Origin of the sequence: Mycobacterium yunnanensis (assembly GCF_025823185.1) — a bacterium.
Lineage (GTDB): Bacteria > Actinomycetota > Actinomycetes > Mycobacteriales > Mycobacteriaceae > Mycobacterium > Mycobacterium yunnanensis.
Genome location: NZ_JACKVK010000005.1, coordinates 575,483 through 590,195, shown reverse-complemented (window position 1 = coordinate 590,195; position 14,713 = coordinate 575,483). Strand labels below are relative to the sequence as shown.

The following is a 14,713-nucleotide window of genomic DNA, read 5'->3' as shown; positions in this document are numbered from 1 at the left end:
CGACGGTGTCGCTCGTCACACCCCCTCGGTAGGCTCTTCGTTCGTGAGTGTGCTTGCCGAAACCTTCGACTCGAAGGACGCCTTCCTCGCCGACGCCCAGCGGTACCGGCGGGAGCTTCTGGCCCACTGCTACCGCATGACGGGGTCGCTTCACGACGCCGAGGACCTGGTGCAGGAGACCTACCTGCGCGCGTGGAAATCGTACGACGGCTTCGAAGGCCGGTCGTCCGTCCGCACCTGGCTCTACCGCATCGCGACCAACGCGAGCCTCACCGCGCTCGACGGCCGGCAGCGTCGCCCGCTGCCCAGCGGCCTGGGCGCCCCGAACGCCGACCCCACGGCGGAGATCGCCGAGCACCCCGAGATCACGTGGCTGCAGCCACTGCCGGATGCCCCCGACGAGCATCCGTCGGACCCGTCGGTCATCGTGGCCTCCCGCGATTCGGTGCGTCTGGCGTTCATCGCTGCGCTGCAACACCTCTCGGCCCGGCAGCGGGCGGTGCTCCTCCTACGCGAGGTGCTGCAGTGGAAGGCCGCCGAGGTGGGCGAGGCCATCGGCGCCTCGACCGCCGCGGTCAACAGCCTGCTGCAGCGGGCCCGCGCGCAACTCGACGAGATCCAGCCCAGCCAGGACGACGAGATCGCCCCGCCGGAGTCGCCGGAGGCCAGGGAGATGCTGGCCAAGTACGTCGACGCCTTCGAGACCTACGACATGGACGCCCTGGTTCGGCTGTTCACCGAGGACGCGATCTTCGAGATGCCGCCGTTCGACGGGTGGTACCAGGGTCCGGCGGACATCGTCACGCTCTCGTCGCTGCACTGCCCGGCCCAAGGCCCCGGCGACATGCGGTTCGTGGCCACCACCGCCAACGGCCAGCCCGCGGCCGCGCTGTACATGCGCAACCCCGAGACGGGCGTCCACGAGGCGTTTCAGCTGCACGTGCTGAGCGTGCAGTCCGGCAAGGTGTCGCACGTGGTGGCGTTTCACGCCCAGGACGGCGCACTGTTCGAGACGTTCGGACTGCCCCTCACCCTCTAACCCTCGAGTGGCCAGTCAAGACGCGGCAACCTCGCTCCACCGCCACGTAACTGGCCATTCGGCGCCGGCCTGACGCAGGGCGGCGCAGGTCCTGTCGACGATCACCTGACGGCCGTGGCGCGCAGCATGTCCGCGCTGACTCGCACGATGCACCACATTCGCGATACGCCGCTGGATTCATCCACAGGCCCGCGAGTGGCCAGTTGCGACGCGGCGATCTCGCTCCACCGCCACCTAACTGGCCATTCGTCGGCTCGCCAACGACGAGATGTCGTGTGATGAATACCAGCAGCTCAAGAGCATCGTTGGCAGACATTCTAGAACGTGTTCTATGATCGCCGCCATGAAGACCAAGGGTGCTCTGCTGTGGGAACTGAACACGCCGTTCAAGGTGGACGAGATCGATTTGGGCGATCCCGTCGCCCACGAAGTTCAGATCCGCATGCATGCGGCAGGCATGTGCCATTCCGACTACCACCTGACCACCGGGGCGACCCCAATCGGGCTGCCGGCCCTCGGCGGACACGAGGGAGCCGGCGTCGTCACCAAGGTGGGCAAGGGCGTCACCAGCGTCGAGGAGGGCGACCACGTCATCCTGGCGTTCATCCCGGCCTGCGGCGCCTGCCCGCCGTGCCTGAAGGGGCATCGCTCGCTGTGCGATCGCGGGGCGGTGCTCCTAGGCGGCAAGGCGATCGCCGACGGCACCAATCGGGTGCACGCCGGATCGCACGCCGTGTCCCCGATGAACCTGCTGGGCACCTTCGCGCCGTACATGACGGTCCACGAGGACTCCGTGGTCAAGATCGACCGGGACGTGCCGTTCGAGGCCGCAGCCATCATGGGGTGCGCGGTGCCCACCGGCTTCGGCTCGGCGACCAACGTCGCCCAGGTCCAGCCGGGTGAGACCGTCGCCGTCATCGGCGTCGGAGGCATCGGCATGAGCGCGCTGCAGGGTGCGGTCATCTCCGGCGCCCGGCACGTCATCGCGATCGACCCCAACCCCTGGAAGCGCGACCAGGCCGTCAAATTCGGTGCGACGCAGGTCTATCCGTCGATGGCCGAGGCGATCGCGCCGATGATCGACCTCACCCACGGCTTGATGGCCGACAAGACCATCATCACCGTCGGCGAGATGCGCGGCGAATACGTCGAGGAGGCGATGACCCTGACCGCCAAGACCGGCACCTGCGTGGTCACCGGCATGGGCTCGCTCATGGACGTCGACGTGAAGCTCAACCTGTTCCTGTTCACCATGTTGCAGAAGACGTTGAAGGGCAACATCTTCGGCGGTGGCAGCTCACACGTCGAGACGCCCCGGCTCGTCGCCCTCTACAAGGCGGGCTTGTTGAAGGTCGACGAGATGGTGACCAACACCTACTCGTTGGAGAACCTCAACGAGGGTTACCAGGACATGCTCGACGGCAAAAACATCCGCGGAGTCGTCACGTTCGACGAATCCGACTGGTAGCGGGCTACTTCGGGGGCATCCTGATGCCGCCGTCGACGCGGACCACCTCGGCGTTCATGTACGAATTGGTGATCAGCTCGACCACCATCGACGCCAACTCGTCGGGCTTGCCGAGGCGGTGCGGGAACAGCACGGACTGACCGAGCTTGGCCTTGAACGCCTCCGAGTCGGGGCCTTCGCCGTAGATGGGGGTGTCGATCAGGCCGGGGGCGACGGTGTTGACGCGAATGCCGACGGCCGACAAGTCGCGGGCCACGGGCAGCGTCAGTCCCACCACGCCGCCCTTGGACGACGAGTAGGCGGCCTGGCCGATCTGGCCGTCGAACGCCGCGACGCTGGTCATGTTGACGATGGCGCCGCGCTCGCCGGTCTCGGTGGGTTCGTTGCGGCTCATCGCGGTGGCGGCCAGCCGGATGCAGTCGAACGTGCCGACCAGGTTGATCGCCAGCACCTTCTTGTAGACGTCGAGGTTGTGCGCGGAGGCGAACTCGCCGTCCTTGCCGATGGTCCGCTGGGCCCAGCCGATGCCTGCCGAGTTCACCAGGGCGCGCAACGGGCCGAGATCCGCGGCGGTGTTGACGGCGTCTTCGATCTGCGCGGTGTCGGTCACGTCGACGCTGACGAATACGCCGCCGATCTCATGCGCGAGTTCTTGGCCGCGCTCGGCGTTCAGGTCGGCGACGACGACGCGCGCACCCTTGGCGGCCAGCTGGCGGGCCGAGGCCGCGCCGATGCCGGACGCGCCACCGGTGACGATTGCACTTGCTCCGTTGATGTCCACCCCGACAGATTAGGCAGACCCACGCCCCAGCCGTGACAGGACTGCCGAGGTCCAGCGATCCAGTGCCCGCAGGTCCGCGGCGGCGACCCCGCCGAACACCACGTCCCGCACGAAGGCGACGTGTTCCGGCGCGGCGGCCTCGAGCGCAGCCCGACCGGCGTCGGTGAGCTCGACGGTGGCGCCTCGCCGGTCGTCCTCGGCCCCGCGACGGGCGACGAGTCCGCGCGTCCGCATGCGTCTGAGCTGGTGTGACAGCCGGCTCTGCTCCCACCCCAACCGCTCACCCAGTTCGTTGACCCGGCACACCGCGAGCTCGTCGAGCGCGACGAGCACGTCGTAGTCGGGTAGCGACAGACCGCAGTCGCGCTGCAGCTGCCGGTTCATCTCGGCCTGTAGGGCGGCCGTCATCGTCAGGTACTGGCGCCACGTCCGCTGCTGCTCCTTGGTAAGCCACATGGAATATATGACACATCATCTAAGTTGTCGTGTCCAGTGCCGGCCACCTAGGCTGGCGACGACGCCCGAGGAGCACCCATGACCACGACCGACATCGTCGACGTCCGACGCGCACAGGACAGGTCCGCCACCAAGATCTCCTGGCTCGACTCCAAGCATTCGTTCTCGTTCGGTGGGAACTACGACCCGTCCAACACCCACCACGGCTTGCTGTTGGTCAACAACGACGACGTGGTCAAGCCAGGCAAGGGCTTTGACACCCACCCGCACCGCGACATGGAGATCGTCACCTGGGTGCTCCGCGGATCGCTGGTCCACCAGGACTCGACGGGTCACTCCGGCGTGATCTATCCCGGTCTGGCGCAACGGATGTCGGCTGGACGAGGGATTCTGCACTCCGAGAAGAACGACTCGTGGACGCTCACCGGCGACCCAACCCACGCCGAGCCCGTGCACTTCGTGCAGATGTGGGTGGTGCCCGACGAGGCCGGCATCACGCCCGGCTACCAGCAGCTCGAGATCGACGACGAGGCGCTGCGGGGCACGTGGGCGACGATCGCCTCCGGCATGCCCGAACACGCCGACGACGCCGCCATCACCATCAGCAACAAGTACGCCGCCCTGCGCGGCGCGCGCCTGGAACCCGGCGACGTCGTCGAACTGCCCCGGGCGCCGTTCCTCCACCTGTTCGTCCCACGGGGTGAGGTCGTACTCGAGGGTGCCGGTCCCCTGCACGAAGGCGACGCCGTGCGCTTCACGGCATCGGGCGGGCAGCGGATCACCGCTACCGAGCCGTCGGAAATCCTGGTCTGGGAGATGCATGCGAGCTTGGCCGCGTAAGACACTCGCCGTCTTGAGCGTCCTGCTGATGGCGGGGTGCTCGTCGAACACCCCGCCAGCAGCGGACGGCACGTCGACTACCGCCAGTGCGGCGCCCCGTGCGGCCGGCCTCGAGGAAGTGACGGTTCAGGTGCCCGGCGACCTCGCCGCCGAGCCGTTCGACGAACCGCGGAAGGCATTGGTGCCCAAGGGGTGGACGATGTCGGTCTGGGCCAGGGTGCCCAAGCCGCGGTTGGCGCTGTGGGCACCGGACGGCTCACTGCTGGTCTCGCTGCCCAGCGCCGGGCAGGTGATTCGGATCGAGCCCTCGGGACTGGGACCGCAGATGCAACTGCTGGTCAACGGCATGAACCAGCCGCACGGCCTGGCGTTCCAGGGCTCGACGCTGTTGATCGCCGAGAGCGACCAGGTCGACGCCTTCGCCTACGCCGACGGCAAGGCCACTCCGGAGCGCACCGTCGCCGCCGGCCTCCCCGACGCGCGTAGCCCTGATCTCGGCGGCGCCTACAGCCACGCGTTGAAGAGCGTCGCCGTGGGACCCGATGGTGCCGTGTACTTCTCGATCGGTTCGACCGGCAACGTCTCCGCGCAGGACCGTACGGCCACCCCGCAGCGTGCCACCATCATGCGGGTCCCGCCCGGTGGTGGGCCGTACGCACCATTTGCGACCGGCGTACGCAACGGCACCGGACTCGCCGTCGCACCGGACGGCTCGGTGTGGACCGCGGTCAACAACCGCGACAACGTCCAGGTGCCCGACCAGGGACCCACCTATGGCCAGGTCGTTCCGAGTTACGTCGACGACCATCCTCCGGAGACGCTGGCGAAGCTCACTCCCGGACGCGAATTGGGTTGGCCCTACTGCAATCCCGACGGCGGACCGGCGAATCTGCCACTGATTCGCGACGTCCAGACCAACGCCGACGGATCCAAGCTCGACTGCGCGACCCTGCCGCCCGTCGAACAGAGCATGGGCGCCCACTCCGCCCCGCTGGGTTTGACCTTCGTCGACGGTGCACTGCCTGCCCCCTACGAGCGGGGCGCATTGGTCGGCGTCCACGGGTCGTGGAACCGGCAATCTCCCCGTGCGCCCGAGGTGTCCTTCTATCCGTGGCAGAACGGCACCCTCGGGAACCAGCAGACCCTCGTCGGCGGCTTCCAGGCCGCGGACGGTTCACGGTGGGGCCGGCCCGTCTCCGCAGTGGTGGGACCCGACGGCGCCGTCTACGTGACCGACGACGCCGCGGACGCCATCTACCGGGTGGCGCCCCCTGGGCGTTGACGTTGCTCTCGAGGCCGCCGGCAAAGCGCCTCGGGCTGTGACACGGGGGTGTCGATGCGCAATCGTGTCGACGCCGTGACCAAAGCCGACTGTGCATCGGCTGTGATTGCAGGTACGTGCTTTCGAGCAGTCCGTGGCAATCATCCGATGGGGGCGCTTCGTGCCGATGACCGCAGTGAACGTCCGGCGCCTGGTCGCCTCGGCGACCACGCTGACACTCGCTGCCGTGCTAGCCACGATGGCGGTGGCCCCCGCCGCTCGGGCCGCCGACGGCCGAGAACTGCTCGCCGCGGCCATCGCGAACACCCGTGGTTCCTACCTGGTCTACAACTTCGGTGGCAACAACCCAGCTCCGATGCTCGACGCCAACGGCCGCCGGTATGAGATGGGCAGCGGCGGGCACCTGATGATCATCAAGGCGGCGTCCCAACGGCTGACGCCCCGGCTGCTGGTCGACTCGCACCGTGGCTACCAGGCCCGTTGCGAGTCGACGCCCGGCGCCCGCACCGGCGAGGGGCTGCGGCAAGCGTCCGAGACCTTCTCCCCGATCCAGGCCTGGCAGGCGCTCGGCAAACCGACGATCGCCGTCAACGCGAACTTCTTCGACGTGCGCGGCCAGCAGGGCGGCTCCTGGAAGTCGACCGGTTGCAGCTCGCCCCTGGGGGCCTACTTCGACAACACCCGCGGCGGCGGCCCGGCCAACGTCGCGGTCACCGGAACCCTCGCCTACGCGGGCAAGCAGGCACTCTCCGGAGGTGACGAGGTCTGGACCGCGCTGACGACGATGATCCTGCCCGTTGGGGGCGCCCCGTTCGTCGTGTCACCGCGCGCACCCGACGATTACGACGCGGCGACGCCGGTCATCAAGGGCTTGGTGGACAAGGGCTCTCGCTTCGTCGCGGTCGCCGGATTGGGGTTGTTGGCACCCGGTGCGACGGGCCAGATGAACGACGGCGGCCCCAGCGCCGCCCGCACGGCGATCGCCTACACCAGGGACCGCGACGAGATGTACGTCTTCCAGGGCGGCAGTTACACCCCCGACCAGATCCAGGACCTCTTCCGCGCCTTGGGCAGCGACACCGCCATCCTGCTCGACGGCGGCGGTTCGTCGGCCATCGTGCTGCGCCGCGACACTGGCGGCATGTGGGCGGGCGCCGGTGTCCCGAAGGGCTCCTGCGACACGATGCAGGTGCTGTGCGACTCCCGCGAGCGAGCGCTGCCCAGTTGGCTTGCCTTCAGCTGACCGCTAGGCCGCCTTGTCCGACGGTGCGTTCTGCGACGGGCTGTCGTTGGTCGTCCCGCCCGAGGCGGCCGCCGTGGTCGTCTTAGCGGCGTCCGACGGCTTGGTGCCGGTACCCGCCGGCTTGGCCGTCCCCGCGTCGCCCCGGTTGGGGGAGAAGTCGTTGGCGGTGTCGCGGGTTTCGTCGACGGTGGGCTTGGCGTGCTTGGGCCCGGTGGACGTACCGGCGTCGGTGCCCGTGCCGGTCTTGGTGCCGGTCACCGGCGTCGAATCATCGTCGGGCTTGGCATGCTTGGGGCCTGCGACCGATGTCGGATCGGTCGCGGAGCCCGAACCCGTCTTCGTCCCGGTGCCGATCTTGGCGTCCGCGTCGACTCCGGCACCGGCCTCGGTCTCGGTCTTGGTCTCGACGCCGTCGCCGGGTTTCTCGGTCGCCGGCGGTGTCGGCTCTGACACCTGATCCTTCGTACCCGCCGCCGGAGTCTCCTCCCCCGCGGCGGCCGTGACGTCACCGGTCTTCGAATCATCCTTGGGCGCAACGCCCGTCGGTGCATCCGTCGCGGGGGCGACGCTGAGAAGTCGTGCCGAGGCGGACGGCAGGTCACCTGCGGACGTCTTGGAGGCGGCCGCCACGGTGGCATCCGGCACGGCCAGCGGGGCGGTGAGGGCACCGAGGCCGTCGAGCAGGTTGCCCTTGAGTAGCGCGTCGAGGATGTTCGCCAGGACGTTGGGGGTGTTCGGCGTCGGGTTGGGTCCGAGTTCCTTCTGGAAGCCGGCCACCAACGCATGGAATGCGTCGCTCAGTACCAACCCGGGGTCGAGGTTCGGGAAGGACAGGAACGGCACCTCGGTACCCGCCTGCGTGGTGTCGCGGGTGTAGGTGCCGTCGGGATTGCGCACGGTGTCGGAGTAGCCGACGTCGGTGAGGATGCGCAGTGCGGGCGCCAAGGCGTTCGCCAGGCGCATCGGGATTTGCGCCAGTGGGCTGAGCCCGACGAGGTTGAGAACGTCGGAGGCCAGATACAGCGGCTCGAGCATCGGCAGCGTCGCCGAGTGCAGGGTGAGGTAGAGATTCAGTGCCAGTGAGGAATTCGGGTCGAGGGGATTCACGCCGCCAACTGCGGCTCCCACCCCCGCGAGGATCTCCTGGGTTAGACCGCCGAGGTCGAGGTTCAGCCCGCGCAACATGTAGGTCGGCGCCAGCCCGGCCGCCAAGTTGTTCACCAGCGTGAAGGGATTGGGCCACGACGCCAGGTCCGACAGAGGCTGATATTCGTAGGTGGCGTCGACGAGGATGGGCAGCAGGTTCGCGTTGCCAAGCGCCACACCAGTTCCCAGGATCGGAAGGCCGGGTCCGGACGGGCTGTTGGTGAACTTCGTCGTCGGGTTCACGGTGTCGATGCCGAAGAGCGCCGCCAGTGGCCCGAATCGGGCGAACGCCCCGCCGTCGGGCCGGGCGGGGTTGTTGATGAGGATCAGCGGCAGCACGGTCAGGCTGCCGAGGATGGGATCGCTGCCGAAGACGTGATTCAGGCCGCCTGGTTGCAGTGAGAGATCGGCCAGCACCTTCTGGTAGGCCATCGCTGCGGCGAACGCGCCCATCCCGATGCCGACGGTGGGGATGACTCGGACGTCGACGACGTCGGGCAGCTGGCTGGTGATCGGATCGGTGATGCTCTTGATCAGGTCCGCCAGCGGGTTGATGAGCAGCGACGCCCCCGGAATCGCGCTTGCCTTCAGTTTGTCGAGCACCAAATCCAGCACGCCGTCGACGCCCAAGCGGGCATACGGCGTTCCGTTGATCTCGTTGGCCACCGAATTGGGCAGCCCAGGTACCCACCCCAGGTCAAGCCCAAGCAGCATCTTCAGCGCGGCGAACGCCGGCCCCGTGGTGACGACGTTCAGACCGGGCACGTCGAGACCCGACAGGTTCAGCGGATCCGACAGGTTCAGTCCGAGCAGCGCCAGCACGCCGGTCAGGGTGGCGTCGGTGACTTCGTCGACGCCGAGCAGATCCAGGACGTTGGTCAGCAGTGCGAGGTCACCGCCGGTCAGCTGCTGCAACACGGGCCCGAGCAATGGCACGTCGAAGGACAGCTGGGCCAGGATGCCGGGGAGCAGGTTGGCGGGCAGGTCGGCGAGCAAGCCGGTGATGAGGCTCTGCGGGTCCACCCCGGCCGCCCTGGCGAACGCCGACAGGTTGACGCCGTTGACGACGGCTCGGATGATCACGTCGGCGATTGCCTGTTTGCCGTCGTAGATCGCGGTGCCGAGGCCTCCGGTGATGTCGGGCACCTTGTCGTGCGTCGGCAGCAACTGGATCGCAGCGGTGAGGTCGACCGTGTCGGCGCTGATTCGCTTGACCGGATCGGGCGGCGGTTCGACGCCCACGGTCAGTGCCGTCGCCGTCGCGGTCGCGGCGCTGACGAGCGCCACGCTGAAGCGTCGTTGGCTTCTCCTGCGATGAGTTCCTGCCATCTGACCTGTCCCTTTCGACCCCGCAGAGTGCGCTGCGCCACAGAACGTAGCACTTACGCGGGCGTTGACAGCCGCCTTTCTGGAACGCATCGCCCGTTGGCCACCAGCCCGTGTCGGGGCTTCGTTTCGGCGCCTCAGCTGGGCGTTCGACCGTTGACGCAGACGACGATTTCATAACCGATGAGCAACCGAGCGCAGCTAAGTATGCCGGCCTTGGCCGCAGGTCGACGTGCGGAGTTTGCCGATCTTGATCGGTCCTGCACTCTCGACCTGCGACCTTCGTCGCTTCCCGCCCGGCTGGGTGTGCGCTGCCGACGAGCCCCGGCGATGACTTCGGCGTAGCCAGGGATGGCCTGTGGTGCTATGCGTCGCCCGCTACAGACGTGGAGTGAGGTCCAGCTTCGTGACGGCCACCATCTGGGTGATCAGCCAGCGGCCGTCCTGAGGCTTCATGACCAGCCGGTAGGACAGGTACCGCAGAGACGGAATGCCCTTGGTGACCGGGCTCGTGGCCACCGAGTTGGTGTAGACGATGGCGGTGGCCTCAGTGGGCGTCAGCGACTCGACGGCGGCTCCGAGCACCTGGGTGTTGTTGGTGACCTGCGCCTGCTTGTTCGGCTCGACGATCGCGTCGATGTAGCGCTTGTAGTCTGCGGCAAAGTCGCCACCGAGGTACTTCGCGGAGCGTTCCGGGAGCTTGTCCATGTCGTCGGGCGTGTAGGTCCACAGCGTGGTGATGGCACTGGCCGCGGTCTCGGCGATGACGAATTTGGTGTGAACTGCGGCTCGGTCGGCCAGATACGGCTGCACCGTGGCACCCGCGAATGCGCAGGCGGCGACGAACAGCACGCCGGCGGCGACCGCGATCAGTTTGAGGGCCCGACCGGCCGGGCGGTGCGGCACGAGCACGACCTGTTCGGGTTCTGCTGCGTCCGAATCGGTTTCGGTGACAGCGTCCGACTCGGCGGCATCCGACTCGATGTGGGCGGCGGGCTCCGGGTCGGTGCCGACGACGGTCTCCGGGTCGGGCTCCGCTGCGGACGGCGTGACCTTGGCCGCCTTGCCGCGCTTCCACGGCGACCGACGACGGCGCGTCGGCGGCGCCACGTCACCGGCGTCGGCTGGTTCCGCGACCTCGGGCTCGGAGGCTCCCGCGGGCTCGGACACCGGGGCCGTCTCGGAAACCTCCGCGGTCTCGGGCACCTCATCGGTGTCGGAAACCGTGGTCTCGGAAACGTCGGTGGTCTCGGAGACCTCGCCGGCCGGTGTGACCTGCTGCGCCTTCTGCCGCGGTAGCCGGTGGCGGCTGCGCGCCGCCTTACCCTGCGGGACTGAGGCGGCGGCAGCGTCGGCGGTCAGATCACTTGAATCAGCTGACTGATCTTCCACTGCTGTCCCTCCTCGATGGTCGTGACGACCCAACGGGTTCCACTCTCGATCGGAGTCTTGCCATCGGGTCCGGTGGACTTCACGTTGGTGGCCACCAGGATGTCGGCGCTGCCGTTCTCGTTCCAGCGCTGTACCCCGGCCTCTTGGACGACACCGGTGGTGGGCTCGGCCCGCGCCACCTGCACGACGATCTCGTTCAGCTTCTCCTTGAACGACTTCTCGAAGTCGCCGGTGCCTTGAGCCATGATGCGGTCGGCGTAGTCGTTGGCGTGGAAGGGATCCAGCGAGGTGTACTCCGCCATGAAGCCGCGCACGTAGAACAGGGCGGCAGCGTCCCTGGCCTCGGTCCGCTCCAGACTCTCGTGCGCGACGAGCATGAACACGCTGCCCGCGATCGCCGCAGCCGCCAGAACGAATGCGAGGATCGACGTCAACGGCAGGCCCCATCGCAGGGGAGCCTTTGGCTTGGCCGCGTTCGTCGAGAAGAAGTCCCGATCCGTCTCGTCGACCTTGCGCCGCGGGCTCATCGGCCCTGTCCCTTCGGTGGTGCCGGTGCGGGCGGCGGCGGCGCAGGTGCTTGCGGCGCCGATGCCGCGCTCTGACCCGTGAGCGGCTTCTTGAGCACGGTCAAGACCCCGACCTGCCAGCGGCCGTCGTGCTTCTCGAAGTCCGCGCGCACCGTTGCGGTGATGAACTTCAGCTTCGCCGGGTCGGAGCCGCGTTGACCCTGCAGGGCCAGCAGCATTGCCGCCCGGTCGGGGGTCACCGACAGCACCGCGCTGCTCACCGCCCAGTACTCGTTGTCGGTGACACCGGCCTTCTGAACGGCTTGCTGCTGGGCGACGAGCTGCGTTCGGTACGCGTCGGTGGCCAGCGATTGCGCCCTGGCGAAGTCGCCGACGACACTCTGGCTGCCGTAGCTCAGCAACTGCTCGACGATCCGCGGCCCCTGCTCGGCGATCTGAGTCCTGGCCTGTTCCACGGCCCGGTCCTGCCGGTAGACCTGCAGGTAGCCCAGACCGCCACCCGCAGCGCAGAGCACGGCCGCAGCCAGCAGGACGGCACCGGCGACACGCCGCACGTCACGGCCATTCGACTCGGTACCGTCGACGACGCGAACCTCGGTGCGCAGCAACAGATCCGCGAAGGTGCGGTGCCTCTTGTCCCCCAGCGGCCACAGCCAGCCGACGAACAGCGCGGCGGTGTCGAGCAGATGGGCGACGTCCCGTCCGATGAGGCGGGGGCTGCCCGCCGGATCGCCGTCCGACGTCGTGACGCGAATGCCCATCACCGATCGACCCATCGTGGCGCCCACCACCGACGGCAGCAGCCACCGGTTCACCAGCGTCGCGAGGACGGCGACGGCCAGCACGGCCATGAACACCCACCACAGCCAGCCACCGACCGGCGTCGTGTAGGCCAGCAGCGCCATCGTGGCGACGACGGCGACACCGGGCAGCACGTCGAGCAGCAGGGCGGCGGCGCGCGCCGGCCATGACGCGAACCGGACGGTGTCGTCCGGCGCGGTCGTCGTCTCGGGAGTGTCGTCGAGCACGGCCGTCACGAGGTGACCTGGTCCAGGCGGTTGATCTTGTAGGTGCCGTCCGCTGGCGCCATGTTCACCCGCAGCCGGTAGCCCTGCTCCTGGTCGGCGGCTTGGGAGTTCGTCACCTTGACCCGCACCGCGACCAGGACGTCCACCGATCCGTCGTCGTTGTGCTTCTCCACGGCGCCACGCATGTCCGACACCTGCACCGAGACGTTGGCCGCCTGGTAGGCCTCGACCAGCATGCTGGCGAACAGGTTGGCCTGCACGCCGAAGTCACCGGTGGCGCACTCGATGACCTTGGTCTGGCTGGCGGTCATGGCGGCGACGTCGGGCGCCTGCGTCGCCTGGACGCACTCCTTGGCGCGCTGCAGCGCCGTGGCGTCTTCGCGGGCGATGGCTTCGCTCTGGTCGTGGGACTTCAACGCCAGGTATCCGCCGACGCCCGCGCCTGCCGTCAGGACCAGCAGCGCCAAGCAGATGGCGACGAGCCAGCCACGTCCGAACCGCTCTGGTCGACGGGCCACGTCGTCGGTGGCCGCTACCTCGGCGGGTTGATCCTGGGGTAGATCGGATCGAGCTTGAGATTCTGCGTCGGACTCCACCGACGCGTCGGATTCGCGAGGGATGTCGTGGGGGTTCAGCCGGCTGGTGCCAGCATCTCCTTCCATCCGTTTTCTCCTGGATCACTTGAGTTGGTGACGGAGTACTGGACTCCATCGGGTCCGACGACCTGACCGTTGGACGGTGTGTAGACCGCCGTCGGCCCTGATGCCGGAGTGTAGACACACGGGTTGGGTTGCTGGCCACTGCACGCGACGGTGCCCTGGCCAGGGGCCGTGAGCGGGTCGCTGATCGGCGCCGGCTTCGGGGGCAGCTGGTCGGCGGGCAACGGGTTGAGGCCGTTGTTGATCGTCGGGGCCGGAATCACGTAACCCGGCTTGACGGGTTGGTCGCAGCGAGCACCGGCCGCGGGGCACGTCAGGATCTGGTTTGGATCCCCGTACCACGGGTTGGTGCCCAGCGGCTCGTACGGCGTGTTGCCGCGGCACTCCTCGGGCGTCGCCGCACGCTTGCCCGGCACGTCCGCGCACGGATAGTTGCGCGCGCCGCGGACGACGTTGGCCTGGAAGTCCTTCGGGATCTTGCAGTACAGCCCGTCCGGTAGCGGCTTGGTCGAGGTGTCGGCAGGCGACCGCCATTCCGCGGCGGGCAGGAAGCCCGTCAGGCATGGCGGCGGTTGGTTGATCGACAGACCGAAGTGCAGCAGGCCCTCGCCCGGGAAGATGGTTCCCGCCTGGGCGACGGTGGCGCCCTGGGGCAGGATCACCAAGGCCTGTTCGAGGCCGTTGTGGTAGCGCTTGAGCATGTCGGTGACGATCGCCAGGTTCGCCAGCGTCTGCGGCAACGCCTCACGCACGTCGCCGAACACCGAGTTCAGCTGGTCGGCGGTCGGCGCGGCCTGCTGCAACCCGCTGCGCAACGCCTGGTCCTGCTCGGCGGTTTGCGAGGCGATGGTGTTCAGGTTCCGAGCCCACTGCGAGATGGCGTCCCCGGACTGCACCTGACTGTCCAGGATCGGCGTCGAGTTGTCGATGATGTCGTCGACCGGACCCAGGTTGTCCTTGAAGTCGCTGGCGATCGCGGTCGTCGAGTCGACCAACCGCTGCAGCGCGGGCCCGAGCCCGCCGACGGCCTTCGACGTCTCCGTCAGCAGGCTGTCGATCTTCTCCTTCGGGAGGACGGCCAGACCGTTGTTGGCGGCGTCGAGCGCGGGACCAACCTCGCTGGGCACGGTGCCGTTCATGATCGTCGACCCCGGCGCCAGGAACTGGCCCGGATTCGACGACGTCGACACCAGGTCGAGGTACTGCTCGCCGATCGCCGAGACCGAGTGCACGTTTGCCGTGGCGTCGGCCGGGATCTTGTACTTGCTGTCGATGCTCATGGTGGCCTGGACGCCGGTCTCGGTCGGTCGCACGTCGGTGACCTTGCCGATCTGGGTGCCCAGATAGGTCACGTTCGCCGTGGAGTACAGGCCGCCCGAGCGGGGCAGTTGCGCCTTCAGCTCGTACTGCCCGATGCCGACCACGCTGGGCAGGCGCAGGTAGTACCACCCGAGGACGACCAACGCGATGATCGTCAGGACCGTGAAGATCACCAACTGAATCTTGATGAAGCGGGTCAGCATCGC

The 14,713-nt window shown here is 68.2% G+C and carries 13 protein-coding genes; 5 read left to right on the top strand and 8 right to left on the bottom strand.

The genetic code is table 11. The features are described 5' to 3' along the window. Positions 1–43 precede the first annotated feature (43 nt). Together H7K45_RS10000 and H7K45_RS09995 are read left to right on the top strand one after the other, a co-directional pair. Positions 44–1,039, top strand: coding sequence for a sigma-70 family RNA polymerase sigma factor (locus H7K45_RS10000; protein WP_263995618.1), 996 nt, complete (start codon positions 44–46; stop codon positions 1,037–1,039). Between the two features lie 343 nt (positions 1,040–1,382). After that, entirely contained in the window at positions 1,383–2,507 is a 1,125-nt protein-coding gene (locus H7K45_RS09995; protein ID WP_263995617.1) for an NDMA-dependent alcohol dehydrogenase, read from the top strand. Positions 2,508–2,511: 4 nt separating this feature from the next. On the opposite strand, the gene H7K45_RS09990 is transcribed toward H7K45_RS09995, so the two are convergent. Both H7K45_RS09990 and H7K45_RS09985 read right to left on the bottom strand, forming a co-directional pair. After that, on the bottom strand, positions 2,512–3,288 hold the full coding sequence (locus tag H7K45_RS09990; protein ID WP_079925969.1) for an SDR family NAD(P)-dependent oxidoreductase: 777 nt from the start codon (positions 3,286–3,288) through the stop codon (positions 2,512–2,514). A gap of 9 nt (positions 3,289–3,297) precedes the next feature. Continuing rightward, a complete protein-coding gene (locus H7K45_RS09985; protein ID WP_276069733.1) occupies positions 3,298–3,744 on the bottom strand; it encodes a MarR family winged helix-turn-helix transcriptional regulator in 447 nt (148 codons plus the stop codon). A gap of 78 nt (positions 3,745–3,822) precedes the next feature. Between H7K45_RS09985 and H7K45_RS09980 the strand changes: the two genes are divergently transcribed. The 3 genes from H7K45_RS09980 (at position 3,823) to H7K45_RS09970 (ending at position 7,109) form a co-directional block, all read left to right on the top strand. Continuing rightward, positions 3,823–4,584 carry a pirin family protein gene (locus tag H7K45_RS09980; RefSeq protein ID WP_263995616.1) on the top strand — a complete coding sequence of 254 codons (762 nt, stop codon included), beginning with the start codon at positions 3,823–3,825 and terminating at the stop codon, positions 4,582–4,584. Continuing rightward, entirely contained in the window at positions 4,565–5,866 is a 1,302-nt protein-coding gene (locus H7K45_RS09975) for a gluconolaconase (RefSeq protein WP_372512522.1), read from the top strand. Before H7K45_RS09980 ends, H7K45_RS09975 begins: the two co-directional genes overlap by 20 nt. Positions 5,867–6,032: 166 nt before the next feature. Further along, the gene (locus H7K45_RS09970) at positions 6,033–7,109 is read left to right on the top strand and encodes a phosphodiester glycosidase family protein (RefSeq protein WP_263995664.1); all 1,077 of its coding nucleotides are present in this window, start codon (positions 6,033–6,035) and stop codon (positions 7,107–7,109) included. A gap of 3 nt (positions 7,110–7,112) precedes the next feature. Here the strand turns inward: H7K45_RS09970 and H7K45_RS09965 are convergent, their stop codons facing one another. From H7K45_RS09965 to H7K45_RS09940, 6 genes are all read right to left on the bottom strand, one after another. After that, positions 7,113–9,584 (bottom strand): hypothetical protein, encoded by a 2,472-nt coding sequence (locus tag H7K45_RS09965; protein WP_263995615.1) that lies wholly within the window; start codon positions 9,582–9,584, stop codon positions 7,113–7,115. A gap of 375 nt (positions 9,585–9,959) precedes the next feature. Beyond that, a complete protein-coding gene (locus H7K45_RS09960; RefSeq protein WP_263995614.1) occupies positions 9,960–10,973 on the bottom strand; it encodes a ribonuclease E domain-containing protein in 1,014 nt (337 codons plus the stop codon). Next, positions 10,940–11,500: an Rv1363c family protein gene (locus tag H7K45_RS09955; RefSeq protein WP_263995613.1), complete on the bottom strand. Its 561-nt coding sequence runs from the start codon at positions 11,498–11,500 to the stop codon at positions 10,940–10,942. Before H7K45_RS09955 ends, H7K45_RS09960 begins: the two co-directional genes overlap by 34 nt. Then, a complete protein-coding gene (locus H7K45_RS09950) occupies positions 11,497–12,537 on the bottom strand; it encodes an RDD family protein (protein ID WP_372512521.1) in 1,041 nt (346 codons plus the stop codon). Before H7K45_RS09950 ends, H7K45_RS09955 begins: the two co-directional genes overlap by 4 nt. After that, positions 12,534–13,190 (bottom strand): Rv1363c family protein, encoded by a 657-nt coding sequence (locus tag H7K45_RS09945; protein WP_263995612.1) that lies wholly within the window; start codon positions 13,188–13,190, stop codon positions 12,534–12,536. Before H7K45_RS09945 ends, H7K45_RS09950 begins: the two co-directional genes overlap by 4 nt. Then, positions 13,160–14,710 carry a virulence factor Mce family protein gene (locus H7K45_RS09940; protein WP_263995611.1) on the bottom strand — a complete coding sequence of 517 codons (1,551 nt, stop codon included), beginning with the start codon at positions 14,708–14,710 and terminating at the stop codon, positions 13,160–13,162. The genes H7K45_RS09945 and H7K45_RS09940 overlap by 31 nt, the downstream gene beginning before the upstream one ends. Positions 14,711–14,713: the final 3 nt, after the last annotated feature.